General features: G+C 60.6%; 24 protein-coding genes and 1 pseudogene. 14 read left to right on the top strand and 11 right to left on the bottom strand.

Annotated elements, in window-relative coordinates; all coding sequences use genetic code 11:
* Positions 1 to 145: 145 nt before the first annotated feature.
* Positions 146 to 1,333 (bottom strand): MFS transporter, encoded by a 1,188-nt coding sequence (locus tag HU730_RS04850; RefSeq protein WP_186526625.1) that lies wholly within the window; start codon positions 1,331 to 1,333, stop codon positions 146 to 148.
* A gap of 481 nt (positions 1,334 to 1,814) precedes the next feature.
* Between HU730_RS04850 and mqo the strand changes: the two genes are divergently transcribed.
* A complete protein-coding gene (mqo, locus tag HU730_RS04845; RefSeq protein WP_054898632.1) occupies positions 1,815 to 3,461 on the top strand; it encodes a malate dehydrogenase (quinone) in 1,647 nt (548 codons plus the stop codon).
* A 64-nt stretch (positions 3,462 to 3,525) separates the two neighbouring features.
* Here mqo and HU730_RS04840 read toward each other — a convergent pair whose 3' ends face one another.
* Positions 3,526 to 4,230, bottom strand: a complete 705-nt coding sequence (locus HU730_RS04840) for an NADPH-dependent F420 reductase (protein WP_254914269.1) — start codon at positions 4,228 to 4,230, stop codon at positions 3,526 to 3,528.
* A gap of 66 nt (positions 4,231 to 4,296) precedes the next feature.
* Between HU730_RS04840 and HU730_RS04835 the strand changes: the two genes are divergently transcribed.
* Positions 4,297 to 5,193, top strand: a complete 897-nt coding sequence (locus HU730_RS04835) for a LysR family transcriptional regulator (RefSeq protein WP_034126668.1) — start codon at positions 4,297 to 4,299, stop codon at positions 5,191 to 5,193.
* 192 nt (positions 5,194 to 5,385) lie between these two features.
* The gene (locus HU730_RS04830; RefSeq protein ID WP_034127032.1) at positions 5,386 to 5,715 is read left to right on the top strand and encodes a YXWGXW repeat-containing protein; all 330 of its coding nucleotides are present in this window, start codon (positions 5,386 to 5,388) and stop codon (positions 5,713 to 5,715) included.
* A gap of 128 nt (positions 5,716 to 5,843) precedes the next feature.
* On the opposite strand, the gene HU730_RS04825 is transcribed toward HU730_RS04830, so the two are convergent.
* From HU730_RS04825 to HU730_RS04810, 4 genes are all read right to left on the bottom strand, one after another.
* Positions 5,844 to 6,239, bottom strand: a complete 396-nt coding sequence (locus HU730_RS04825) for a type II toxin-antitoxin system VapC family toxin (protein WP_054898630.1) — start codon at positions 6,237 to 6,239, stop codon at positions 5,844 to 5,846.
* Positions 6,236 to 6,493, bottom strand: coding sequence for an AbrB/MazE/SpoVT family DNA-binding domain-containing protein (locus HU730_RS04820; RefSeq protein ID WP_186526626.1), 258 nt, complete (start codon positions 6,491 to 6,493; stop codon positions 6,236 to 6,238). The genes HU730_RS04825 and HU730_RS04820 overlap by 4 nt, the downstream gene beginning before the upstream one ends.
* Before the next feature lie 172 nt (positions 6,494 to 6,665).
* Entirely contained in the window at positions 6,666 to 8,039 is a 1,374-nt protein-coding gene (ppnN, locus tag HU730_RS04815; protein WP_032892811.1) for a nucleotide 5'-monophosphate nucleosidase PpnN, read from the bottom strand.
* 148 nt (positions 8,040 to 8,187) lie between these two features.
* Entirely contained in the window at positions 8,188 to 9,012 is an 825-nt protein-coding gene (locus HU730_RS04810; RefSeq protein ID WP_032900476.1) for an aspartyl/asparaginyl beta-hydroxylase domain-containing protein, read from the bottom strand.
* A 276-nt stretch (positions 9,013 to 9,288) separates the two neighbouring features.
* Here HU730_RS04810 and fabV point away from each other — a divergent pair, with 276 nt between their 5' ends.
* Both fabV and HU730_RS04800 read left to right on the top strand, forming a co-directional pair.
* Positions 9,289 to 10,482, top strand: a complete 1,194-nt coding sequence (gene fabV, locus HU730_RS04805) for an enoyl-ACP reductase FabV (RefSeq protein ID WP_032902674.1) — start codon at positions 9,289 to 9,291, stop codon at positions 10,480 to 10,482.
* Positions 10,483 to 10,787: 305 nt separating this feature from the next.
* Positions 10,788 to 11,411: an HAD family phosphatase gene (locus HU730_RS04800; protein ID WP_186526627.1), complete on the top strand. Its 624-nt coding sequence runs from the start codon at positions 10,788 to 10,790 to the stop codon at positions 11,409 to 11,411.
* On the opposite strand, the gene HU730_RS04795 is transcribed toward HU730_RS04800, so the two are convergent.
* On the bottom strand, positions 11,408 to 12,313 hold the full coding sequence (locus HU730_RS04795; protein ID WP_186526628.1) for a LysR family transcriptional regulator: 906 nt from the start codon (positions 12,311 to 12,313) through the stop codon (positions 11,408 to 11,410). The two genes, HU730_RS04800 and HU730_RS04795, sit on opposite strands and share 4 nt — an antisense overlap.
* Positions 12,314 to 12,415: 102 nt before the next feature.
* On the opposite strand from HU730_RS04795, the gene HU730_RS04790 reads away from it, so the two are divergent.
* Positions 12,416 to 13,585 carry an acetylornithine transaminase gene (locus HU730_RS04790; RefSeq protein ID WP_186526629.1) on the top strand — a complete coding sequence of 390 codons (1,170 nt, stop codon included), beginning with the start codon at positions 12,416 to 12,418 and terminating at the stop codon, positions 13,583 to 13,585.
* Positions 13,586 to 13,725: 140 nt separating this feature from the next.
* Positions 13,726 to 13,897 (top strand): annotated as a pseudogene (locus HU730_RS26580) (aspartate aminotransferase family protein); the annotation flags it as partial.
* Positions 13,898 to 14,033: 136 nt separating this feature from the next.
* Here the strand turns inward: HU730_RS26580 and punR are convergent.
* The gene (gene punR / locus HU730_RS04785) at positions 14,034 to 14,948 is read right to left on the bottom strand and encodes a DNA-binding transcriptional activator PunR (RefSeq protein ID WP_096144382.1); all 915 of its coding nucleotides are present in this window, start codon (positions 14,946 to 14,948) and stop codon (positions 14,034 to 14,036) included.
* Between the two features lie 122 nt (positions 14,949 to 15,070).
* Here punR and punC point away from each other — a divergent pair, with 122 nt between their 5' ends.
* Positions 15,071 to 16,255, top strand: a complete 1,185-nt coding sequence (gene punC / locus HU730_RS04780; protein ID WP_034126674.1) for a purine nucleoside transporter PunC — start codon at positions 15,071 to 15,073, stop codon at positions 16,253 to 16,255.
* Between the two features lie 138 nt (positions 16,256 to 16,393).
* On the opposite strand, the gene HU730_RS04775 is transcribed toward punC, so the two are convergent.
* Positions 16,394 to 17,227, bottom strand: a complete 834-nt coding sequence (locus HU730_RS04775) for a nucleoside-binding protein (protein WP_106117836.1) — start codon at positions 17,225 to 17,227, stop codon at positions 16,394 to 16,396.
* A 157-nt stretch (positions 17,228 to 17,384) separates the two neighbouring features.
* Between HU730_RS04775 and HU730_RS04770 the strand changes: the two genes are divergently transcribed.
* Positions 17,385 to 18,887: a nucleobase:cation symporter-2 family protein gene (locus HU730_RS04770; RefSeq protein ID WP_032892803.1), complete on the top strand. Its 1,503-nt coding sequence runs from the start codon at positions 17,385 to 17,387 to the stop codon at positions 18,885 to 18,887.
* A 114-nt stretch (positions 18,888 to 19,001) separates the two neighbouring features.
* Here HU730_RS04770 and HU730_RS04765 read toward each other — a convergent pair whose 3' ends face one another.
* Both HU730_RS04765 and HU730_RS04760 read right to left on the bottom strand, forming a co-directional pair.
* Entirely contained in the window at positions 19,002 to 19,934 is a 933-nt protein-coding gene (locus HU730_RS04765) for a proline iminopeptidase-family hydrolase (protein WP_034126676.1), read from the bottom strand.
* A 94-nt stretch (positions 19,935 to 20,028) separates the two neighbouring features.
* Complete coding sequence (locus HU730_RS04760; protein ID WP_054919787.1) at positions 20,029 to 20,793, bottom strand: LuxR family transcriptional regulator; 765 nt, start codon at positions 20,791 to 20,793, stop codon at positions 20,029 to 20,031.
* Positions 20,794 to 20,976: 183 nt separating this feature from the next.
* Here HU730_RS04760 and HU730_RS04755 point away from each other — a divergent pair, with 183 nt between their 5' ends.
* Genes HU730_RS04755 through HU730_RS04735 form a run of 5 tightly spaced genes read left to right on the top strand, consistent with a single transcriptional unit; the run spans position 20,977 to position 25,590 of the window.
* A complete protein-coding gene (locus HU730_RS04755) occupies positions 20,977 to 21,864 on the top strand; it encodes a proline iminopeptidase-family hydrolase (protein WP_034126678.1) in 888 nt (295 codons plus the stop codon).
* A 3-nt stretch (positions 21,865 to 21,867) separates the two neighbouring features.
* The gene (locus tag HU730_RS04750) at positions 21,868 to 22,815 is read left to right on the top strand and encodes an ABC transporter permease (RefSeq protein ID WP_034126679.1); all 948 of its coding nucleotides are present in this window, start codon (positions 21,868 to 21,870) and stop codon (positions 22,813 to 22,815) included.
* Positions 22,812 to 23,669, top strand: coding sequence for an ABC transporter permease (locus HU730_RS04745; RefSeq protein WP_186526630.1), 858 nt, complete (start codon positions 22,812 to 22,814; stop codon positions 23,667 to 23,669). Before HU730_RS04750 ends, HU730_RS04745 begins: the two co-directional genes overlap by 4 nt.
* Positions 23,666 to 24,622 (top strand): ABC transporter ATP-binding protein, encoded by a 957-nt coding sequence (locus HU730_RS04740; RefSeq protein WP_096144385.1) that lies wholly within the window; start codon positions 23,666 to 23,668, stop codon positions 24,620 to 24,622. Before HU730_RS04745 ends, HU730_RS04740 begins: the two co-directional genes overlap by 4 nt.
* On the top strand, positions 24,619 to 25,590 hold the full coding sequence (locus HU730_RS04735) for an ABC transporter ATP-binding protein (protein WP_060764557.1): 972 nt from the start codon (positions 24,619 to 24,621) through the stop codon (positions 25,588 to 25,590). The genes HU730_RS04740 and HU730_RS04735 overlap by 4 nt, the downstream gene beginning before the upstream one ends.
* Positions 25,591 to 25,608 lie beyond the last annotated feature (18 nt).

Raw genomic sequence — 25,608 nt, 5'->3', positions numbered from 1 at the left:
CGGCCCAGATCCCTGTGGGAGCGGGCTTGCTCGCGAAGGCGGCGTGTCAGTCACTGAATCTATAACTGAACCACTGCTTTCCCAGGCAAGCCAGCTCCACACATTGGTATTGTGTTCGCTTAGCTGATCGCTATTAGGCGAGCCGTTAATGGCCGCCTTTCATCCGCCGGGCAATCAGGTAGAGGCCCAGCCCCACCAGCGCTGTAGCAGCACCGATGTAGCCGGTACTGGTCCAACCCAACCCTGCCGTAATCGCCATCCCCCCAAACCACGGTCCCAGCGCATTCGCCAGGTTAAATGCCGCATGGTTCGATGCTGCCGCCAAGCTCGGCGCTTCATGGGCAATGTCCATCAACCGAATCTGCAACGGTGCCGCCAACGCGACCATGGTGCCCACCAGCCCCATGCTCACCAGTACGCCCCACAGCGACGCCGCGGCGAAGGGGAAGAACAACAACACCGCCATCGACCACACCAATATCAAGCCCACCGCCCGGAACTGCATACGATCAAACAGCTTGCCACCGGCGATGTTGCCGATGATGCCGCCCACGCCAAAGGCCGCGAGGCCGAAGGGGATCCACTGCGGCGAGACCTTGGTCACTTCGAGCATGGTTGGCGCCAGGTAGCTGAATACGCAGAACATGCCGGCAAAGCCAATTGCGCCGATGGACAGGGCCATCCACACCTGGGGTTTGGTGAAGGCGCGCAGTTCTTTGCGCGGGTCGCTGCGTTGTTCGTCGTGGCGGTGGGGCACGAATTGCCAGACCAGGGCGATGGTGAGCAGGGCGATCACGCTGACCAGGGCGAAGGCCGAGCGCCAGCCCAGGTGTTGGCCGAGGAAGGTGGCAATGGGGTTGCCGAGCAGCATGGCCAGGGTCAGGCCCATCATTACGCGGGCCACGGCGCCGGCGCGTTTGTCGGTGGGTACCATGCTGGAGGCGACCACGGCGGCGATGCCGAAGTAGGCGCCGTGGGGCAGGCCGCTGATAAAGCGGAAGGCCACCAGCGAGCCGAAGGTCGGGGTGAAGGCGGTGGCGAAGTTGCCCAGGGCGTACAGGCCCATCAGCAACAGCAGCATGTGTTTGCGCAGCAGCTTGGCGCCGAGGATGGCCAGCAGTGGGGCGCCGACCATGACGCCCAGGGCGTAGGCGCTGATGGCGTGGCCCACCTGGGGTTCGCTCAGGCCCAGGTTCTGGGCGATGTCGGGCATCAGGCCCATGATGGCGAATTCGCCGGTGCCGATCGCGAAGGCGCCCACGGCCATGGCCGCTTCCATTTTGGCGGCGCTGCGCGCGGGCAGTACCTGCCCGGGTGTTTGCTGGATAGTCATGGGTAACTCTGTGTGAAAAGTGTGCACGAAGGACAGTCGTCGATGCTACGCAAGCCGCGACGAAGGTGTCTAGAACCGCCATTTTCGGCAGAGTTCCACGCCTGTGACCGCAGGTCGCGGCTGCCAGGCTTGACAGGGGCGCATTAAAAGCCGCGATTTAGGCCTGTCAATTGGCCAAACGGCGCATAAACGCTGTTTAGCGTGATATTCTGCGCGCCGTCTTGGGCTAGTCTTTCCCTGGTGCGTACACCCGTATACGTCCCAGCGGTTGGCTGTCGCCCAGGTAGCTGAAGCCAATAATGATAAGAAGTCAGCGCAGAAGGGACATAACAGTGAGGTCGATCCATCGGCCTTGTGTGCCCACCCTGCAGCCTTTATGTGACTGTGCAGACCCCGCGTACGTTGCCTGACGTAGCGTGAACGAGGGTTACTCATGATCAGGGGCGGTAGGGCGGATGGCGTTTTATCATAGGTGCTACTGATGTTTAAAAAAGTAAACACTGCCCTGCTGGGGCTGGCTTTGTCGATGGGGATCACGTCCGTTCACGCGGAAGAGGCAAAGAAAGTCGATGTGCTGCTGATCGGCGGCGGCATCATGAGTGCGACCCTGGGTGTCTGGCTCAATGAGCTGGAGCCGGGCTGGTCGATGGAGATGGTCGAGCGCCTCGATGGCGTGGCCGAAGAAAGCTCCAACGGCTGGAACAACGCCGGTACCGGTCACTCGGCCCTGGCTGAGCTGAACTACACCCCGGAAGACAAGAACGGCAACGTTGAGATCCCGAAAGCGGTCGAGATCAACGAAGCGTTCCAGATCTCCCGTCAGTTCTGGTCCTGGCAGGTTCAGCAGGGCGTGTTGAAGAACCCGCGTTCGTTCATCAACTCCACTCCGCACATGAGCTTTGTGTGGGGCGATGACAACATCAAGTTCCTGAAAAAACGCTACGAAGCCCTGAAGGCCAGCCCGCTGTTCGCCGGCATGCAGTACTCCGAAGACCCGGCGCAGATCGCCAAGTGGGTTCCGTTGATGATGGAAGGGCGTGACCCGAGCCAGAAAATCGCGGCCACCTGGAGCCCGATCGGCACCGACGTAAACTTCGGCGAGATCACCCGCCAGTTCGTCGCTCACCTGCAAACCACGCCGAAGTTTGACTTGAAGCTGTCGAGCGAAGTGCAGGACATCACTAAGAACGCCGACGGTTCGTGGCGCGTGAGCTACAAAAACCTCAAAGACGGCACCAAGACTGAAACCGACGCCAAGTTCGTGTTCATCGGCGCCGGCGGCGGTGCCCTGCACTTGCTGCAGAAGTCGGGCATTCCTGAAGGCAAGGAATACGCAGGCTTCCCAGTCGGTGGTTCGTTCCTGGTGACCGAGAACCCGACCATCGCCGAGCAGCACCTGGCCAAGGCCTACGGTAAGGCTTCGGTAGGTTCGCCACCGATGTCGGTTCCGCACCTGGACACCCGCGTGCTGGATGGCAAGCGTGTGATTCTGTTTGGCCCATTCGCCACCTTCTCGACCAAGTTCCTGAAAGAAGGCTCGTACCTGGACCTGCTGACCAGCACCACCACCCACAACATCTGGCCTATGACCAAAGTCGGTATTCGTGAATACCCACTGGTCGAGTACCTCGCCGGCCAACTGATGCTGTCCGATGACGACCGCTTCAAGGCGCTGCAAGAGTACTTCCCGAACGCCAAGCAATCGGACTGGCGCCTGTGGCAAGCCGGCCAGCGCGTGCAGATCATCAAGCGTGACGAAGAGCAAGGCGGCGTGCTGAAGCTCGGTACCGAAGTGGTCAGCTCTGCCGACAACACCATCGCCGGCCTGTTGGGTGCATCGCCAGGCGCGTCCACCGCGGCTCCGATCATGCTGACCGTGCTGCAAAAAGTGTTCAAGGACAAGGTAGCAAGCCCGGCCTGGCAGGAAAAACTGCACCAGATCGTGCCAAGCTACGGCACCAAGCTGAACGACAGCCCTGAAGCGGTTGCCAAGGAATGGGCCTACACTGCCGGTGTGCTGCAACTGACACCACCGCCAGCGATCCCGCAATTGGCCGCTCCACAGGCTACCGAGGCTGCCAAGCCTGCGGCTGAGCCAAGCAAGCCGGTTTCTGACCTGGCGCTGTAAGCCTCACCCACGAAAAAGCCCGCTGAACCGGTGACGGTCAGCGGGCTTTTTTGTGGGGAAATGTTCAGGAGAGCGGCGGGTGTCGCTCCACCGGGGGCAGCTCAACCGCACGCTCGGCCGCCGCCAGCGCAGCCTTCAAGCCAGCCTGGTCCAGGCGCACGCAGTACGCCGGTTTGGCCCGCTCGAATCGCCAGCTTTCATCCAGCTCACCAGCGTCGACGGCATCGAACCCCAACTCATCGAGCAGCTGGGTCACGACGGCCTTCGCGGTGGCGTCATCCGCCGCGACGGGCAGCGCCCGCCGATCAGGTGCACCGTGAGGGCGGGCATCTTGCGTCAGGTCGGGGGCGAAGATCGCGTTAAACACTTTCACCACGTGTGAATGTGTCAAATGGTCGGCCAGCAAGCGGCTGGTAGTCGTTTCAAAGCGGTCCAGCTCTGGGATATGCCCATCGCGGTCGGGGTAGTAATTGTTGGCATCCATCACCGTTTTACCCTCCAGCCATTGCGCGGGCACGCTGCGGTAGTGTTGAAAGGGAATCGCCACTAGCACCACATCGCCGAACCGTGCGGCATCGTCTGCGCTGCCAACTTGCACACCGAGTATGCCGCTTACCACGCTGCTCATGGTGTGCGGGCCGCGGGAATTGCTCAGCATCACCTCATGCCCGGCGGCCAAGGCCAGTTGTGCCACAGCACGCCCAATGAAACCTGCTCCAATTACGCCAATCTTCATGTGCTTGCTCCGATGGAAGTACGAAGTGGCTATGATGATTGGCAACCATTTGGTGATAAATCGCAGTTGTGGCGCGGCTGTTGTTACTAGGGGTAGGGAATGATGGATCGTTTATCAAGCATGAATGCCTTTGTGATGGCTGCTGAGCTCGGTTCCTACGTGCGTGCCGCTGAGCGCTTGAATATGTCACCGCAAATGGTTGCCAAGCATGTCACCGCCTTGGAACAACGCTTGGGCGCGCGCTTGCTTAACCGTACTACGCGAAGGCAAAGCCTTACGGAGTTGGGGAGCGCTTACTACGAACGTTGCAAGCACATCCTGACGGAGACTGAGGCGGCGGATTCCCTTGCGCAAATCATGAACGACACCCCGCGTGGCAAGCTGAAAATCACCGCCCCGGTGACGTTCGGCTCCTACAGCCTGATGCCGTTGATCACCGGATTCTTGCGTGACAACCCGGATGTGCAAATCGATCTGCACCTTACGGATCGTTTCGTCGACCTGGTGGAGGAGGGCTATGAGGCGGCCTTTCGTATCGGCCCCTTGGGGACCACCGGCCTGACCGCCCGGCCGCTGGCGCCGTATCGCCTGGTTGTCTGTGCGGCACCGGCCTATTTGCAGGCGCGGGGCACACCGATGACGCCGGCAGACCTTGAGCATCACGAATGCCTGGGCTATGCCTTCTGGTCACGCCCGGCAGATCGTGAATGGGTGTTTTACCAAGGTGCGGTCCCGCACAGGGTGCAGGTAAGCAGCCGTTTGCAGATCAACGAAAGCAGGGCGCTGATGTCGGCGGCGCTGGATGGTTTCGGTATCGTGCTCGGCCCTGAAGACTTCTTGCGCAGGGCACTGGCCGAGGGCCAGTTAGTGCGGGTGCTGCCGGACTTTGACGCGCCAAGTCGATCAATGCATTTGGTCTACACCGCGAATCGGCAGCGCACGGCTAAGTTGCGGCGGTTTGTCGACGCCGTATTACAACGTTTTGGCTCGGTTTAAACGCGCGAGCTCTCTCACCTGTTCATGCAGATGCAGCGCCAGCAGTGCCCGTTCGACTTGAGGCCGGTGGGTTCAGCAATCTGACAGACATTTCCTGTTAAAAATAATCAAAGCCCATGCAGGAGCCCGGCTGGAATAAAGGCGGATTACTTTCTGATGCAGGTGCAGGGCGTTCGCGCCCGAGGGTTTTGTATGTTGTTACGTTATGCAGCATTGGCCGCCATGGTGGTGGCGGCGTCCGGGTGTGTACAAGAGCGTGTAGTACATGAACGCAGGCCGGTGCAACGTGAGTATGTTGAGGTGGTGGCGCCGCAGCCGCCTCCGGTGCAGGTGATAGAAGTCGAACCGGCGGTACGCGAGGGTTATATCTGGTCACGCGGTTACTGGCGTTGGGAAGGCGGGCGCTATGTGGCGGTGCACGGCCATTGGGAGCCGGTGCGCCAGGGCTATCGTTATGTACACCCGCATTGGGTGCAGCGTAATGATGGCTACCACTGGCAGATCGGCGGCTGGATACGCTGACCTAACCTCCTTCTCTGTAGGAGTGAGCTTGCTCGCGAAAAACGTCAACGGTTACGCGGGCATTCAGGTTGCACGCGGTGCCTGTGATTTTTTCGCGAGCAAGCTCGCTCCTACACAAACAAAGCGGGCTAGCCGAGCCGTTTCATTCCCGCTGCCTTGGCCGCGTTCAGATCAAAGGTGGCGGTGTACTCGCAGCCCGCCGCATGGCCACAGCGTTCAACCAGGCAGTCGGCAAAGTCGGCTTTGCCTGCGCTGAACTTGCGCAATGCCTGCCAGATGATATCGGCGTGTTCGACGGTCAGTTCCCGCGTGTGCAACAAGGTTTCCAACACCATCACCACCTCGCTTTTGGCCGACTGGTAGCAGGACTGCAACACCCACACCAGCTCCGTAAGTGTCACCAGACTGACAAAGCCTGGCGAGGTGGCGGTGAGCGATTCGATGAGCTGGGACGCCTTGGCTGATTGAACCGGGTCGTCCTGGGTCACGTAACGCACCAGCACGTTGGTATCCAGGCCGATCATCCAGCTGTTGCTCCCTGGGCCGCGACGGCGCGGTTCATGTCTTCGATAGACACGGCATGGGCAGGCTTGCGGATCAAACCCTTGAGGTCCTTGACGGTTTTGCTCGCGGCAATCATGGAAAACTTGCCGTCTTCCATTTCGACGAATTCCACCCGGTCGCCTGTTTCCAGGCCCAGGGCTGTCCTGACCTGGACTGGGATGGTGATTTGCCCTTTTGAAGTGAGTGTGGCGGTGGCCATAGTGAAGATCTCCATCGTGATATTCCTTACCTTAAGGTAAGGAATGACGGAGGACAATATCCGTTGGTCCATAGGTCGCTCGCTGAGGTGAATGAGTCAGAATAGTAAAACCCTAGTCCGAACTCTCGTTCCTCACACGCGTTGCTATGTCCCAAACGAATACAAACTATGACCGACCGCCGCTGGCTTATTGCACCACGCGATAGCACGGCACATACGCCGCTCCGCCCGGCAGTTTCATGCGGTGCTGGGCCACGAACGCCTTCAATAATTCATCCAACGGTTTCATGATCGCCGGGTCGCCGTGGATCTCATACGGGCCGTTCTCCTCGATCAGGCGAATACCCTTGTCTTTGACGTTACCCGCCACGATCCCCGAGAACGCCCGGCGCAGGTTGGCCGCCAGTTCATGGGCCGGCAGCGCGTGGTTGAGTTGCAGGCTGGCCATGTTTTCGTGGGTGGGGTCGAACGGGCGCTGGAAGCCTTCGTCGATCTTCAGCAGCCAGTTGAAGTGGAACGCGTCGTTACGCTCGCGGCGGAATTGCTTCACCGCCTTGAGGCCGGTGGTCATCTGGCGGGCCACTTCAGCCGGGTCGTCGATGATGATCTGGTAATGCTTCTGCGCCGCTTCGCCCAAGGTGGCGCCGACGAACGCGTGCAATTGTTCCAGGTAAGGCGCGGCATGTTTCGGCCCGGTGAGCACCACCGGGAACGGCAGGTCGCGGTTGTCCGGGTGCATGAGGATGCCGAGCAGGTACAGGAACTCCTCGGCCGTGCCGGCGCCGCCGGGGAAGATGATGATGCCGTGGCCCACACGCACGAAGGCTTCCAGGCGCTTTTCGATGTCCGGCAAAATCACCAGCTCGTTGACGATGGGGTTCGGCGCTTCGGCAGCGATGATGCCTGGTTCGGTCAAGCCCAGGTAACGGCCATTGGTGATGCGCTGCTTGGCGTGGGAAATGGTTGCGCCCTTCATCGGGCCTTTCATCACGCCGGGGCCGCAACCGGTGCACACGTCGAGGCTGCGCAGGCCCAGTTCGTGCCCGACTTTCTTGGTGTATTTGTATTCTTCGGTGTTGATCGAATGGCCGCCCCAGCACACCACGATCTTCGGCTCGACACCCGGGCGCAGCGTACGGGCGTTACGCAGCAGGTGGAACACGTAATCGGTGATGCCTTGGGAGTTGCTCAGGTCGATACGCTGGCTATCCAGCTCGTTCTCGGTGTAGACGATGTCGCGCAGGGCGCTGAACAGCATTTCGCGGGTGCTGGCAATCATTTCGCCATCGACGAAGGCATCGGCGGGGGCGTTGAGCAGTTCCAGACGTACGCCGCGGTCCTGCTGGTGAATACGCACTTCAAAGTCTTTGTAGGCGTCGAGGATGGTCTTGGCGTTGTCGATATGCGCGCCGGTATTGAGAATCGCCAGGGCGCATTGGCGGAACAGGGTGTAGATGCTGCCGGTACCGGCTTCGCTCAGTTGCTGCACTTCACGTTGGGACAGGGTTTCGAGGCTGCCCTTGGGGCTGACGGAGGCGTTGATGACTTGACGTTGGGGCATTCTGATTCCTTGAAAGCATAGCCACCGCGCCCGCTAGGGGGCGATGGCTTGAGAATGGTGAGCGCCAATTAAGGTCGCACGAGACGGTTATTTACCTCAGGCGCAAGGCCCAGCGCAAATGCCGTCCAACACCATCATGCCGCAGAACTTACTGAATCAGCTTCCAGTTTTTGTAGAAAACCCGACGCAGGGTAAAGACCAGGCCGGCAAACCCTGCGATCACGGCGTTGAGCACCGAGGGCAGCAGGGTCGGGCGCACAATATCAATGAACAGGCAGTAGCGTTTGGCGTCGTTTTTGTTGAAGGAGGCGTGCATCAGCGTGTCATCGAAGATAAACAGCGGGTCGTCGTGCCAGTAGTGCTTGTGCTTGCCCACCTGGATGTACACACCTTCATGGTGCGGTGCCGGCGCCATGTTGTAGAGCACACGGAACATCATGCGCAGGGGGCCGAAGTGGAACGACGTCGAGCGGTTCTCGTTGAACACCGAGACGCCGATGGTTTTCACGAACGGCAGTTTCTTGCGCAGCTGCGGGATATCCAGGGTGGTTTCGATCGGGCGACCGTACCACTGGAAGAACAACATGCCGCGTTTCTTCTCGGCCATGCGCTCGTCCAGGTAGCTGATGATTTCATCCTTGCGGGCCATGGCGTCGTCGATCACCTGTTGCAGGTCTTCGCGCCAGGCCGGTGGCAGGTCGTTCATGGTGTAGACATGCCGGTTGCGGCTGCTGAGCAGGTCGAGCAGGGTGTTGAACGGTGCCAGCACCCAGGTATTACGACCGTTGCCGATAAAATACTTCTTGATGGTGTCGCGGTCGTACAGGCCGTTACGCAGGAAGTCATAAACGCCGCAGCACACCACCAACAGCAGAAACACCAGGCAACTGCGCGGGAAACAATAGATCAATAGCAGAACGCCGAGTACCCACGCCAGGGATACCAGCTTCTTGCCGACAGCATTTTTGCTCATGAAACGAGGCTCCAAAGCCGAAACATATTGAAACAATCTCGTCATCATAGGGGTTTATGGGGCGGGCAGGCGTTTTTAAATAGGGTGAAATTGTGAAGCTGCTGCACAATTTGTAACCGTTGCCGTGCAGGCTCCGACGTTTTGTGGATTGAATTTTGAGAACAGAAGATTTGCGACTATCGTGACGCTTCGGTTTTTCAGGCGTCATAGACCGGTACGATTGAAGTTGAATGGCCACTATTGGCCTTCGGCACCTTGGAAGAGGCAGAAATTTTTATGATCATCAAACCGCGGGTTCGTGGCTTTATCTGTGTGACCGCTCACCCTGTTGGCTGTGAAGCGAACGTCAAAGAGCAGATCGACTACGTAACCAAAAACGGCGTCATCGAGGGCGGCCCTAAAAAGGTACTGGTCCTCGGTGCCTCCACCGGCTACGGCCTGGCCGCGCGCATCAGTGCTGCGTTTGGCTGCGGCGCCGACACCCTGGGCGTGTTTTTTGAGAAAGAAGGCGAAGAAGGCAAGTTGAGCTCCGCCGGCTGGTACAACAGCGCGGCGTTCGAGAAGTTTGCCGTGGAAAAAGGTCTGTACGCCAAGAGCATCAACGGCGACGCGTTCTCCGACGAGATCAAGCGCCTGACCATCGAGACCATCAAGAAAGACCTGGGCAAGATCGACCTGGTGGTCTACAGCCTGGCCGCGCCACGCCGTACCGACCCGCAAGGCGTGGTGCACAACTCCACCCTCAAGCCAATCGGCAAGGCCGTGACCCTGCGCGGGATCAACACCGACAAGGGCGTGGTGGTCGACACCACGCTTGAGCCTGCGACCCAGGAAGAAATCGACGGTACCGTGAAGGTCATGGGCGGCGAAGACTGGCAGCTGTGGATCGACGCCCTGCGTGACGCCGATGTATTGGCCGAAGGCGCCAAGACCACCGCGTTCACCTACCTCGGTGAGAAGCTGACCCAGGACATCTACTGGAACGGCTCCATCGGCGAAGCCAAGAAAGACCTGGACAAGAAAGTGTTGACCCTGCGCGAAAACCTCGCTGCGCTCAAGGGCGACGCCCGTGTGTCGGTGCTCAAGGCCGTGGTCACCCAGGCCAGCTCGGCGATCCCGATCATGCCGCTGTACCTGTCGCTGCTGTTCAAGGTGATGAAAGAGCAGGGCACCCATGAAGGCTGCATCGAGCAGGTCTACGGCCTGTTCAAGGACAGCCTGTACGGCAGCGAGCCGAAACTCGACGCCGATGGCCGCCTGCGTGCCGACCTGGCCGAGCTGGAACCGAAGGTCCAGGATGCCGTGGCCGCGCTGTGGAACCAGGTGACCGACGACAACGTCAACGAGATCAGCGATTTTGCCGGTTACAAGGCCGAGTTCCTGCGCTTGTTTGGCTTTGAGGTCGACGGCGTGGATTACGACGCGGATGTGAACCCGACCGTCAAAATCAACGGCCTGATCCAGGCTTAAAACGCGGTCAATAAGGTGGGAACTGGCTTGCCCTGATGCCAGTCAGTTAACGCAAATCCCCTGTGGGAGCGGGCTTGCCCGCGAAGGCGGTGTGTCAGTCGCAGCATCTGAGGCTGTACGACCGCTTTCGCAGGCAAGCCAGCTCCCACATTTGATCTTCGTTGTTTTGAGCATTGCGTTCGCTCAATGAGGCCATGCCTCCTCCCACCTGTCTTTTCAGACACTTCTTACACCTCGGCGCGCGCCTCCCTCTTGTAGATCTGTCAGACTCCAGCAGCTATCAAGCCATGCTAACGGAGGATCTGATGACGATTCGTGCAGTAGTTTTTGATTTCGGCGGTGTCCTGTTCGACTGGAGCCCGCAGCACCTGTACCGCAAGCTGATTGCCAACGACGTCGAGCGCCAGTGGTTCCTCGACACCATCTGTACCCAGGACTGGAACACCGAGCAAGATGCCGGGCGCTCCCTGGCTGAAGCCACCCGCACCCTGGTTGCCCAATACCCCGAACACGAGACCCTGATCCAGGCTTATTACGAGCGCTGGCCCGAAATGCTGCGGGCTGAATTAACCGAGGGCGTGGCGATTCTCGAAGCGTTGCACCAGGTTGAGATGCCGCTGTTCGGGCTTACCAACTGGTCGGCTGAAACCTTCCCTTACGCCCGGGCCAACTATCCATTCCTGACGCGTTTTCGCGACATTCTGGTGTCCGGCGAGGTGAAGTTGATCAAGCCTGACCCGGCGATCTACCACGCCAGCCTCACCCAGGTGCGTGCGCACCTGCCGGATGTCCAGGCCAGTGAAGTGGTGTTTATCGACGACGTCGCCGGCAATATCGAGGCCGCTATCGCGTTGGGCTGGCAGGGCATTCACCACGTATCGGCCGAGCGCACCGCCGCGCGTTTGCGTGAGTTGGGCGTGGCGTTCTAGCGCGTCCATTTCTCCATCACAAAGTCGACGAACGCCCGCAGCTTGGGCAGGCGATAGCGGTCCTGGCGATACATCAGGTGCATGGGGCGGCTGGGCAGTTTATAGGTGGTCAGCAAGGCCACCAGCTTGCCGCTCTCCAGGTCCGGTTGCACCAGGGCATCGGCCAACATGCTGATGCCCATGCCGTTGATGGCGGCCTGGCGCAAGCCTTGGGAGCTGTTGATGGTCAATGAGCCAGACACCGGCACCTCCACTTCACCTTCATCGCCGGTCATGCGCCAGAGTTTATCGGTATCGCGCCAGTTGTCGTTCGCGGGGTAGGCGAATGCCAGGCAGTCATGCTGCTGCAGGTCATCCGGGGTTTGCGGTGTGCCGCGTCGCGCCAGGTAGGCAGGGGAGGCGCAAAGGGTAAGGGTATAGGCCTGCAGAGGCCGGGCGATCAGGCTGGAGTTTTCCAGTTCGCCGAGACGGATCGCCACGTCAAAACCGCTGTCGACCAGGTCCATGCGCTCATTGCTCATCACCACGTACAGGTCGATAAGTGGGTAGCGCTGGGAAAACTCACTCAAAGCCGGCACCAGGCGTTCGGTGCCGAACACGGGGGGCGCGGTGATGCGCAGGCTGCCTTTGGGGGTTTCGCTGTGGACCTGCTCGGCCAGCAGCTCGGAGTCGGCCACCAGCCCCAGCACTTCCAGGCAGCGCTGATAATACTGCCCGCCAAATTCGGTGAGGTTTTGTTTGCGCGTGGTGCGTTTGAGCAAGCTGACGCCAAGCCGTTGTTCCAGCGCTCGCAGATGGTTGCCCACCATGGTGGTCGAAATCCCGCATTCCTGCGCGGCGGCGGTCATGCTGCCGGCCTCGACGACTTTCACGTACACCGACATTGCCTGGAACAGATCCATTATCAAGCCCTGGTTTAAAGTTATTGCAGCAATTCTGCGTTTATCCAGCGAGGGTGGTTAACCATACTTGATCCACCCCAACGATGCACTGGAGCCGCCACCATGACCGCCGCCTGCCTGATGAGCACTTATCAACCCCTGGCCCTGAGCTTCACCCGCGGCCTGGGCACGCGCCTGTGGGACCAACAGGGCCGCGAATACCTGGACGCCGTGGCCGGCGTGGCGGTGACCAATGTTGGCCATTCCCACCCCAGGTTAGTGGCCGCCATCAGCGAACAGGCCGGCTTGCTGCTGCACACCTCCAACCTCTACAGCATCGACTGGCAACAACAATTGGCCCGGCGCCTGGCCCAACTGTCCGGGCTGGACCGCGTGTTCTTCAACAATTCCGGCGCGGAGGCCAACGAGACGGCGCTGAAGTTGGCGCGTTTGCATGGCTGGAAAAAAGGCATCGAACAGCCGTTGGTGGTCGTGATGGAGAACGCCTTCCACGGCCGCACGCTAGGCACCATGGCTGCCAGCGACGGGCCTTCGGTGCGCCTGGGGTTCCAGCGATTGCCCGGCGATTTCATCAAGATTGGGTTTGGCGACATGGCGGCTCTGGAGGCGGTCACCGCGCAGTTCGGTACACGCATCGCGGCGGTACTGCTTGAACCGATCCAGGGTGAAAGTGGCGTGTTGGTGGCGCCACCAGGCTACCTGAAAGCCATGCGCGATCACTGCACGCGCCACGGCTGGCTGATGATGCTCGACGAAATCCAGACCGGCATCGGGCGCACCGGCACCTGGTTTGCCTTCCAGCACGAAGGCATCGTGCCGGACGTGATGACCCTGGCCAAAGGCCTGGGCAATGGCGTGCCCATCGGCGCCTGCCTGGCCCGCGCTGCTGTCGCTGAGCTGTTCACCCCAGGCAGCCATGGCAGCACCTTTGGCGGCAACCCGCTGGCGTGTCGCGTCGGGTGTACGGTGCTGGAGATTATCCAGGAGCAAGGCTTGCTCGAGAACGCTGCGCGCCAGGGAGAACACTTACTGGCCCGGTTGCGGATGGAGTTGGAGGAACATCCGCAGGTGCGGGCGATTCGTGGCAAGGGCTTGATGATCGGCATTGAACTGGCCAGCCCTTACCGCGACCTGGCCCAACGGGCAGCGCAGGAGCATGGGCTGTTGATCAACGTCACGCGGGGCAAGGTCATTCGCCTGTTGCCACCACTGACGCTGGAGCGCAAGGAAGTGGAGATGATCGTGCGAGCCATCACCCGCCTACTGGACTGAAAGACGATGCTCGTTCCCACGCTATGCGTGGGAACGCCTCCTGTGACGCTCCGCGTCACGCGTTAAGAGCGGACGCGGAGCGTCCAGGGCAGCATTCCCACGCAGAGCGTGGGAACGATCAGCAGCGTGGGAGCGATCAGAAACACTTACTGGCGCGGTTGCGGATGGAGTTGGAGGAACATCCGCGCGCAGGAGCATGGGCTGTTGATCAACGTCACGCGGGGCAAGGTCATTCGCCTGTTGCCGCCACTGACGCTGGAGCGCAAGGAAGTGGAGATGATCGTGCGAGCCATCACCCGCCTACTGGACTGAAAGACGATGCTCGTTCCCACGCTCTGCGTGGGAACGCCTCCTGTGACGCTCTGCGTCACGCGTTAAGAGCGGACGCGGAGCGTCCAGGGCAGCATTCCCACGCAGAGCGTGGGAACGATCAGCAGCGTGGGAGTGATCAGAAAGAGGGGCCATTCAGCCATTCCTGGTTCATCGTTTCGGTGTCCCCCAAGTACTCCAACAACCACGCCATGGCCGGCGACAGTTTGTTCTGCGCCCACGCCACACACGACGGGCTGGCCGGAAATGGCCGGCTCAATTGCAGCGCCACCAATTCCCCGCGCTCGATCCATGGCAACACCTGATGGGCCGGCGCCATCCCTACACACAGGCCATCGCGCAGGCAATCCAGGGCCGACGCCCAGTTGGGCACCACCAGGCGGCGCTGGTTATCCAGGGTCCAGGTGTCGCGCTTGGGCAGGTTGCGGGAGGTGTCGGTCATGCACAGCGAGGCAAAGGGGCGCAGTTGGTCATCACTGAGCAAACCTTCCACCGCAGCCAGCGGGTGCCGGGCGCTGACCACGCACAGCCAGTTCAACAGGCCCATGTCGCGGAAGCTGAAGTGGCTGGCCACCGGCACCGCGCTGGTGGCGCCGATCACGATGTCGGTGCGTTCATCGGCCAACGCATCCCACACGCCGTTGTACACCTCGTATTCGAGCAGCAATTCCACTTCGGGAAACTGCCGATAGAAGTCGAGCACCAATTGCCGGCAGCGCTGGGGTTTGACGATGGAGTCCACGGCCACCTTCAATTGGCCGCTCCAACCATTGGCCACCTGTTGGCACAGGCGCCGGGTGCCGAGCATTTTTTTCATCACGCCGCGGGATTCGTCGATAAACAGGCGGCCGGCAGGGGTCAGTTCCACGTCGCGATGCCGGCGCACAAACAGCGGCACGGCCAACCATTCTTCGAGCTGACGCACGGTGTAGCTGATGGCCGACGGTACGCGGTGCAGTTCCTGGGCGGCGGCGCTGAAGCTGCCGTGACGGGCGACGGCGTCCACCACATCCAGGGAATATTCCGACCACATAGGTACTGCCTTCAAAATTATTGATAAGAGTATCCAATTATTATCGCTTCACACAGATATTGTCAGCTTCATAATGGGCGCCAGTCAGCAAATAGTTTGATGGCAGTATCTACAAGGCTTCGATGAAAAATTCTTTTGGTTTTACCTGGTATCTGGCGGGGCTGAGCATGCTCGGTTATCTCGCCATGGACATGTACTTGCCGGCGTTTGGCGCCATGGGCGAGCAGTTGAACATTGGTGCTGGCGCGGTGGGCGCCAGCTTGAGCATTTTTCTTGCCGGCTTTGCGCTGGGGCAGTTGCTGTGGGGGCCGCTCTCGGACCGCCTGGGGCGCAAGCCCATCCTGCTCGCCGGCCTGAGCCTGTTTGTGCTCGGTTGCCTGGGCATGTTCTGGGTTCAGAGCGCGCCGCAACTGCTGGCCCTGCGCTTTATGCAGGCGATTGGCGTGTGTGCCGCCGCCGTCAGTTGGCAGGCCTTGGTGATTGATCGCTACCCGGCCGACAAGGCTCACCGCGTCTTCGCCAGCATCATGCCGTTGATGTCGCTATCGCCGGCCCTGGCACCGCTGTTGGGCGCCATGGTGCTGAATCACTTTGGCTGGCAAGCGATCTTCGGCGTGTTGCTGGTGGTGTCGTTGTTGCTGTTGTTGCCGACCTTGTTCCTGCGCAATGTGCCCAAGCGTTCGGAGCACAAGGGCAGCCCGGTGCGCCTGGGGTATGGGCAATTGCTCACTTCTCGGGTGTTTACCGGCAATGTGATGATCTTCGCCGCCTGTTCGGCCAGCTTCTTCGCTTGGCTGACCGCCTCGCCGTTCATCCTCGGTGGCATGGGTTACAGCCCGAATGACATTGGCCTCAGCTACGTGCTGCCGACCCTGGCGTTTCTCGTTGGCGGCTACAGTTGCCGCAGCGCCTTGCAGCGCCTGCCGGGTAAAACCCTGCTGCCGTGGTTGCTGGTCGCCTATTGCTTGAGCATGGTGGCGTTGTACCTGGTGGCCACCTTGAGTGTGCCGACCCTGACCACCTTGTTGATCCCGTTCTGTCTGATGGCGCTGTGCAACGGCGCCAGCTACCCGATTGTGGTGGCGAATGCGCTGATGCCCTTTGCGGAAAATTCCGGCAAGGCGGCGGCCCTGCAAAATACCCTGCAATTGGGCTTGTGCTTCCTGGCCAGCCTGTTGGTGTCGTCGATGATCGAGCAGCCGCTGTTGATCACGGTGATTGTGATGCTGGCGACGGCACCACTGGCGGTGTTGGGCTATTGGCTGGCACGGCCGAAGGGCAACTCTTCCGAACTGGCCAACGCCTGAGCTGACAATACGATCAAACTGGTAGGAGCGAGCTTGCTCGCGAAAAACGTCAACGATAACGCGGGCTTTCTGAATGAACGCGGCGTCGGTGAGTTTTTCGCGAGCAAGCTCGCTCCAACAAAAAGCCTGCTTCTTCAGTCAGAACGTCACTTCCATGTTCAGCGTCGGTGTTGAGGTGCGGCTGCCACGTCCGCCGTCCACCCCGAACTTGTTATGCCAGTACTCATACCCCACCCCCAGATACAGGTTCGGCTTCACGCTTTTACCTGGTCGCACCGCCACCATCAGCGCTGTACGCATCAAGGCCTCCGCTGCCGTATCGCGGCCATGGTAGTCCTCGCCTTTTTCCCCGACGTAGTTAATGAACCCCTGGAATTTCGCCGCATGGTTGCCCACCTCGAACGGTCGCATCCAGGTCAGGTTGAGCATGTAGGTAGCGTCGAAGGTGTGGTTCGACTCTTGCGCGCCGGGAATGCCGGTGTGGTTCTTTTCCTTGTAGTACATCAGGCTCAGGTCCAGCACGCCGACAGTGTTGAACTTCAACGTAGGGCCAATCACCAAGGCGCGCTTCTTGGCGGATGCGAAGTTGTTGTTGCGGTTGGCGTCGAAGCCCAGGGTCAGCGTGTAATCCTTGATCAGCCCCGTGCCCGGCGGCAAGTCGAACACGCGTGAGGCATACAGCTGATGCCGGTACACGGCGTACACCTCGCTGCCACCGTGGTCGGTGCCTTTGCGCGGGTCGCTGCTGTCGGACAGGAATACGTCGAGGTTGAGGAAATTGCTGCCGTAACGGTAGCCGCTGGCGTGGGTAAAACTGTAGATGCGCTTGCTGAAGTCGTCGGGGTTGTTCGGGTTGGTGAAGTGCTGCCCGTAGCGGAACCCGACGCTGTTGTTCATCCATTCCACCGCAACAGCCTCCCCGCCGCCGAGAAGGGTCAATGCGAGGGTGGCGCCCTGTAGTGCCTTTTTCATTATTTTTGTCCTTTGGCGTTCTGGCTCGTGACGGCCGGATTGTTTTTGTAACGCCGTTGGAGGGTATCTTGTTCGATTGATTGTATACAACTCTATGGACATACAGTCTGAACATTGCATACAGTGAGCGCACAACAAAAACAGAGAACCCCTCACCATGACTATCCCGAAGGCGTCACCGCAGCGGCCCGAAGATGAAAATCTGGGCGTCGCCGCCAACATGGCTTACGGCCTGCAGCATGTGCTCACCATGTATGGCGGCATCGTCGCCGTGCCGTTGATCGTCGGCCAGGCAGCCGGGTTGTCGCCGGCGGATATCGGTCTGCTGATCGCTGCATCGCTGTTTGCCGGTGGCCTGGCCACGCTTTTGCAAACCCTGGGCCTGCCGTTCTTCGGCTGTCAGTTGCCGCTGGTGCAGGGCGTGTCGTTCGCGGGTGTGGCGACCATGGTGGCGATTGTCGGCAGCGACGGTGCCGGTGGTGTGCCAGCGATTCTCGGGGCGGTGATGGCCGCGTCCTTTATCGGTTTGTTGATTACCCCGGTGTTTTCAAGGATCACCAAGTTTTTTCCGCCGCTGGTGACGGGCATTGTGATTACCACCATCGGCCTGACCCTGATGCCTGTAGCGGCGCGCTGGGCCATGGGCGGCAACAGCCGGGCGGCAGATTTTGGCAGCATGTCCAACATCGGCCTGGCCGCGCTGACCCTGGTGCTGGTGCTGCTGCTGAGCAAGATCGGCAGCGCAACCATCTCTCGCTTGTCGATCCTGCTGGCCATGGTGATCGGCACCGTGATCGCGGTGCTGCTCGGCATGGCGGACTTCTCTGGCGTCATGCAGGGGCCGATGTTCGGTTTCCCCACACCCTTTCACTTCGGCATGCCCACCTTCCATGTGGCGGCGATCATTTCCATGTGCATCGTGGTGATGGTGACGCTGGTGGAAACGTCGGCGGACATCCTGGCGGTGGGTGAGATCATCGACACCAAGGTGGACTCCAAGCGCCTGGGCAACGGCCTGCGTGCCGACATGTTGTCGAGCATGTTTGCGCCGATCTTCGGTTCGTTTACCCAGAGCGCATTCGCCCAGAACGTCGGCCTGGTGGCGGTGACAGGGGTCAAGAGTCGGTTTGTGGTGGCCACTGGCGGGGTGTTCCTGGTGGTGCTCGGCCTGTTGCCGTTCATGGGGCGGGTGATCGCGGCCGTGCCCACCTCCGTGTTGGGCGGCGCCGGGATTGTATTGTTCGGCACGGTGGCGGCCAGCGGGATTCGCACGCTGTCGAAGGTGGATTACCGCAACAACATGAACCTGATCATTGTCGCCACGTCTATCGGCTTCGGCATGATCCCCATCGCCGCGCCGAGCTTCTACGATCAGTTTCCAAGCTGGTTCGCGACCATCTTCCACTCGGGCATCAGCTCGTCGGCAATCATGGCGATATTGCTGAACCTGGCGTTCAACCACTTCACCGCCGGCAACTCGGACCAGCAGTCAGTGTTTGTGGCGGGGACTGAGCGCAGCTTGTGCTTTCGCGACGTGGCTGCGTTGCGCGATGGGGATTACTACCGGGGTGGGAAGTTGTTTGATGCCGAGGGCAAGGAAATTCCCCTGGTAGCAGATACCTCAAAGAAAGCCGCAAAACCCGAAACCACTGAGGTTTAAACAGGTAGGAGCGAGCTTGCTCGCGAAAAACGTCAACGATGACGCGTGCTTCCTGAATAAACACGGCGTCTGATAGTTTTTCGCGAGCAAGCTCGCTCCTACAGAGGGCGGATTTCAGCCGGCCTTGAGGGCTTTGTGCGGCAACGAACACGCCTCATCCAGAAACTTCACCACCGTCCCCATGCACGCCTGGCGCTCTTCCACATGCGGCATATGGCTGGAGTCTTCAAACAGTGCCCAGCGCACGTCCGATATCTCATCCAGGAATGGCTTGACCACCAACGGTGTGGCTTCGTCATGTCGACCGGAAATCACCAGGGTTGGCACCTTGATGGCTGACAGGCGGCCGATCACATTCCAGTCCTTCAAGCTGCCAATCACGTGGAATTCGGTCGGGCCGCTCATGGCGTGGTACACCGTCGGGTCGGCATCCACCTGGGCGAAGGTGCGTGCCACTTCTTCGGGCCACGGGTTGACCCGGCACACATGCTGGTCATAGAAAATCCGTGAGGCCGCCAGGTATTGCGGGTCTTGGTAGGTGCCGGCCTGCTCGTGCTTTAGCAGGGTTTCATGCACGCCTTCAGGCAACAGCTTGCGCAGGCGGTTGGCTTCGCTGACCCAGGTGCGCATGCAGGTGGGGGAGTTGGCAGGGATAAACGCGCGCAGGCCCTTGGGTTGCAAGATTGCGTGTTCGCTGCCCAGCATGCCGCCCCAGGATTGACCGAGGATCGCGTAGTTCTCACTGATTTGCAGGTGGTCCAGCAGGTTGTTCAACTCGTCGAGGAACAGGCCGATGGTCCAGAACGACGGGTCTTTTTCCGGTAAGTGCGTGGAGCGGCCGTTGCCCAACTGGTCGTAGTGGATGACCGCGTGGCCGCTGGCGGCGACGTCCTTGAAGGCGTCGACGTAATCGTGGGTGCAGCCCGGGCCGCCATGGATGATCACCAAGGGCGTGCGGCCTGTGGTCAGGTCGCCGGTGACGCGATACCAGGTCTGATAGGCGCCAAAGGGCGCGTAGCCTTCGCGAACTTTTTCGATGAATTCCATTTCGTACCCTGCTCTGAAAAAAAGGATCAGGGTTACGATAGTCTGAACAAAAAGTTTAGGTAACTAGCAAAACAGATAGGTTTTTGCCGAAAGCTCAACCTTCCAGCAAGCGGTAATGGGTGGCGCGAACCACGGCCTGAACACGGTTCTTGGCGCCCAGTTTGTGCATGGCTGAGGCCAGGTGCAGGGTGACCACCGCCAGGGAGCGGCTCAATTGCGTGGCGATTTCGGCGGCGGTCAGGCCTTCAGCCGCCCATTTCAGGCATTCGCGCTCGCGCTTGGTCAGGCGTATGTGCGGATAAGCCCGCACCTCCTTGCTGAACAGCGGGTAAGCCGCTTCCTGGAGGGCATGGGTAATCAGGCTGAAATCGGCCAGCGTATGTTGGGCGTCCTTCAATACCGTGCGCGCCTTGCCGGTGCGCAACCCGGTTAGCGAGGCGAAGCCGCCCCGGGGCAGATGAATCGGCACGCTGACGCCGCAGGTCAGCTGACGCTCATGCAGATAAGAAGAAACGGGGGCGTGGCAGGGGTCGATGATCTTTTGCAGGGCCGTCTCAGTCTTGGCCTCATAGGACCAGACAAACGGCGACACTGTGCTCAGCGCCAGGTGTTGCACCGGGTCGATCTGGTAAAACCCTTCGCTGCACCATAAGGCGTGCCAATCGCTCGGTGTGTTGCGCAGTTGCAACAGCGAGGGCGTGATCAGTGCGCCGTTGAGGTCGATGGGCACTGGGGTGTAGTCATACACCAGGGCATCGAAGCCCAGTTGTTGGGCAAGGATAAACGTATTGTCCATCTGTTCATCCAGGCTCCTGCCCGGTATGAGGCGATTATTGAAGGCGGTCAGCTTGGCCAGCATCCGTTCTGCTCCCGAATTCATTTGAATCTCGACTTGCTGCAAGTAGAATGCCACGCCCCGGCGAAGGACTGCCAGGCCAAACCTATAAGAAATACTAGGTTATGGACGCACGGCATCCTCGGTAGTGTTGACCTGATAAACGGCCGCTACCCGCCAGGCCGATACAACACAAGGAATGTATGCATGTGGCGTGAAATTGCCCCCGACCAGCAGTACAACGTGCAAGTCGACGGCCATAACCTCGTGGTCTACAGCTTTGGCGAAGGCGATGAGGTGCTGCTGTGTCTCAACGGCGGGCCGGGCCTGCCGTGTGACTATCTGCGCGACGCCCATGGCTGGCTCAAAGCACATAACCTGCGAGTGGTTGCATTCGACCAGCTTGGCACGGGCGCATCAGCCAGACCGACCGATGCCTCACTGTGGGAAATCCGCCGTTATGTCGAAGAAGTCGAGACCGTGCGCCAGGCGCTGGGCCTGGGCCGCGTGCATCTGCTCGGGCATTCCTGGGGCGGTTGGCTGGGGATCGAATATGCCGTGCATTATCCCGGTGCGCTCAAAAGCCTGATCCTGGAAAACACCGTCGGCGACATTCCCCACCTGTCCCAGGAACTGGAGCGTCTGCGTGGCGCCCTGGGCAGCGAAACCGTGGCCATGATGCAACGCCACGAAGCCATGGGCACCCTCGACCACCCGCAGTACCAGGCCGCCATCACCTTGCTCAACTACCGCCACGTGTGCCGGCTCGACGAATGGCCAGAGCCGGTCAAGCGCTCCCTGGGTGACTGGAACATGGGGCCGTACGAAACCATGCAAGGTCCCAACGAGTTCCTCTATATCGGTAACCTCAAGGACTGGAACCGCCTCAAGGAAATGGCCGAGTTCACGATGCCGATCCTGATCACCACCGGCCAGCATGATGAACTCACCCCCGCCTGTGCGATGCGCATGAAACTTGCAGCCCCCCACGCCGAGTTGCATGTGTTCCCCAACAGCAGTCATATGCCTTTTTACGAGGAGCCACAGGCGTACTTCCCGGTGCTGCTGGACTTTCTCGCTCGCCACCGAGGCTGACGCATGAACCTGGCGCGCTACCGTTTTGTGTTGTCCCGGCCCCTGCAATTGCTGCCGGTGCTGCTGGGCATCAGCCTGATCACCTTCGTGTTGGTGCGCTCGATTCCTGGCGACCCGGCGCGTGCCTTGCTGGGTTCGCGCAGCACGCCGGATGCGCTGCTGAAGATCCGCGCCCAGTTCGGCCTCGACCAGCCCTTGTGGCTGCAATACTTTTACTTCCTGAAAAACCTGCTCAAGGGCGACCTCGGCCAATCGCTGCTGTACAAGGTCGACGCCCTCAAACTGATCGTCACCCGCATCGAGCCGACGCTGGTGCTGGTGCTGGGCAGCGTGGTGCTCGCTTTGTTGATAGCGGTGCCACTGGCAACGATTGCGGCGCGCCAGCAAGGCCGTTGGGCGGACAAGCTGATCCGCGTGTTCACCACGGTCGGCCTGGGCATGCCGGCGTTCTGGCTGGGGTTGATGCTGATCCTGCTGCTCAGCGTGAAATGGGGCTTGTTCCCGGTGTCCGGTTACGGGCGCACTTGGCTGGATAAGGCGCACCACATGCTTTTGCCATGCCTGACCATCGCCCTGGCGCTGTCGGCGGTGCTGGTGCGCAACCTGCGGGCGAGCATGTTGATGGAGTTGCAGGCGGATCACGTCACCGCCGCACGTGCACGCGGGCTGGCGGAAGGCGCGGTGTTTCGCCGGCATGTACTGCCCAACGCTCTGGTGCCGGCGGTCAACCTGCTGGCCGTCAACATCGGTTGGCTGATCAGCGGCACGGTGGTCATCGAAAGCCTGTTCGCGATTCCAGGCATCGGCCAGTTGCTGGTGCGCGGCATTTTCACCCGTGACTACATGGTGGTGCAGGGTGTGGCGATGGTGCTGGCCTGTGCCACGGTGGTGGTCAACTTCCTGGCCGACCTGGTAACCGTGGCCCTCGACCCACGGGTGAAGATGCAATGAGCAGTCGCCCCCTGATCGCCCCGTGGCGCTTGCGCCTGCGCTTTGGTTTTCGCAATGGTCGACTGACCGCCGCGTGGGGTTTGTTGATCCTGTTCGCGTGGTTGGCCCTGGCGCTGTTTGCGCCGTGGGTCGCGCCCTATGACCCTATCGCGCAGGACACCAGCATGAGTTTGCTGGCCCCCAGCCTTGCCCATCCGTTGGGTACGGACAATTACGGCAGGGACATCCTGTCGAGGGTGATCTGGGGTGCGCGCATCGACCTGCAGTTGGCGGTTATCGGGGTGATCTTCCCGTTCATCATTGGCACCTTTATCGGTGCGGTCTCGGGTTATATCGGCGGGCGTTTCGACAGTGTCTGCATGCGTGTGATCGACGTGGTGCTGGCGTTCCCGTTCCTGGTGCTGATGCTGGCGATCATGGCCATCCTCGGGCCGGGCTTGCAGAGTTTTTACATCGCCATGGCGCTGGTGGGCTGGGTGTCGTATGCGCGCCTGATTCGCTCGCAGATCCTGGTGCTCAAGGAAAGCGAGTTCGCCCTGGCCACCAAGAGCCTGGGCTTTGGCCATGGGCGCATTCTGTTCCGGCATTTGCTGCCTAATGCGCTGTTTGGCTCCATTGTGTTTTCCATGTCCGACGCGGTGCTGGTGCTGCTCAACGGCGCCGCCGTCAGTTACCTGGGCCTGGGGGTGCAACCACCGACCGCCGAATGGGGGACGATGGTGGCCGAGGGGCAAGCCTTTATCACCACCGCCTGGTGGATCTGCACCTTTCCGGGCCTGGCCATCGTGACCTTGGCCATGGGCTTCAGCCTGTTGGCCGATGGTGTTGCGCAGGTATTGGGAGAGCGCTCATGAGCCTGTTGCAGGTGCGCGACCTCAGTGTGATCGCCAACAACGCCGGGCGTGAGGTCACCTTGGTGGATCGGGTGTCCTTCGACCTGGCCGAAGGTGAAATCCTTGGCCTGGTGGGCGAGAGCGGTTCGGGCAAGACCATGGCCTGTCGCGGCCTGATGCGTCTGTTGCCATCGCCCAATCTGCGCGTGCAGGGCGGCGCTGTGCAGTTGGCCGGCCAGGACCTGTTGGCACTGGATGATGCCGGCATGCGTGCCGTGCGCGGCGGGCAGTTGGGCATGGTCTTCCAGAACCCCAGCAGCCACCTGGACCCGTTGATGCGCATCGGTGAGCAGATCGCCGAGGGCATCCGCCTGCACCAAGGCGCGTCGAAAAAAGACGCGCGCTTGCAGGCGATCGAGGTATTGCGTCAGGTCGGGATTCCCGACCCCCAGGCGCGAGTCGACAATTACCCCCATGAGTTTTCCGGAGGCATGCGCCAGCGCGCCATGATCGCCGTGGCCCTGGGCTGCAACCCGAAGGTGTTGATCGCCGACGAACCGACCACGGCCCTGGATGTGACGGTGCAGGCGCAAATCCTGCGGCTGTTGCTCGACCTGCGCGACCAGCGTGGCCTGTCGATCATCATGATCACCCATGACCTGGGCGTGGTGGCGCAAACCTGCGATGCCATCGCCGTGATGTATGCCGGGCGCCTGTGCGAGCACGGCAGCAAATACGAACTGCTGGCCCAACCGCAACATCCGTATACCGCAGGCCTGATCGACTGCCAGCCGGCCCACAGCAGCGGGCATGCGTTGTTGCGCACCATTGCTGGTCAGCCGCCGTTACTCGACGCACTGCCCGACGGCTGCCGCTTCCACCCGCGCTGCCCGAAGGCGGACGCCTTGTGCACCGAGTTGCTGCCCCAGGGCGCACGGGTGGCCTGTCACTACCCGTTGGGAGCGCGCCCATGAGCTTGTTACAGGTCAAGGATCTGGAAGTACGCTTTGCCGCGTCCGGCAGCGGCCTGTTTGGCCTCAACCGCCAGTGGGTGAGGGCGGTGAACGGGGTGTCGCTGAGCCTCGCCGCCGGTGAAACCCTGGGTTTGGTGGGCGAGTCCGGCAGTGGCAAGAGCACCCTGGGCCGGGCAATTCTGCACCTCAACCCGATCAGCGCCGGGCAGGTGTTGTTCGACGGTATCGACATGGCCCATGGCAGTGCCATCGACATCGCCCGGCTGCGGCATGAGACCGCGATGATTTTCCAGGACCCCTACGCCGCGCTCAATCCACGGCACAGCATTGGCGAAACCATCGCCGAGGTACTGCGTGTGCAGCGTAAGGTGGCGGCGCAGCAGATTCCTGATCGTGTGAATGAGTTGCTCGAACTGGTCGGCTTGCGTCCTGAGCTGGCTTCACGCAAGCCCGGCTCGCTCAGTGGTGGCCAGTGCCAGCGCGTGGGTATCGCCCGGGCGCTGGCAGTGGAGCCGCGCCTGATCATTGCCGATGAATGTGTGGCCGCGCTGGATGTGTCTATCCAGGGCCAGATCATCAACCTGCTGCTGGAACTGCAACAGCGTATGAACCTGGCGATCCTGTTTATCGCCCATGACCTGGCCATCGTAAGGCGCCTATGCGACCGCGTGGCGGTGATGTACCTGGGCAAGATCGTCGAAGAAGGCCCGGTGGAAGCGGTGTTCACCGCGCCCCGTCACCCGTACACGGCGGCGCTGATCCAGGCCATCCCGGAGATCGATCCGCACCGGCCATTGCCTGCGCAGCCATTGCCCGGCGAACCGCCGAGCCCGCTGAATCTGCCGACAGGCTGTGCCTTTCACCCGCGTTGCCGGTATGCGCAAGCCATGTGTTCCTCGGTATTGCCCCCCACCCATTTCCAGCACGAGCATCGGTACAGTTGCGTGCTTGAAGACCCTTTGCTTTGACCCTCTGCCATTCATTAA

The organism is Pseudomonas sp. SWRI22, assembly GCF_014268395.2.
Taxonomy (GTDB): Bacteria; Pseudomonadota; Gammaproteobacteria; order Pseudomonadales; family Pseudomonadaceae; genus Aquipseudomonas; species Aquipseudomonas paracarnis.
This window is presented reverse-complemented; position numbering and strand designations above follow the sequence as displayed.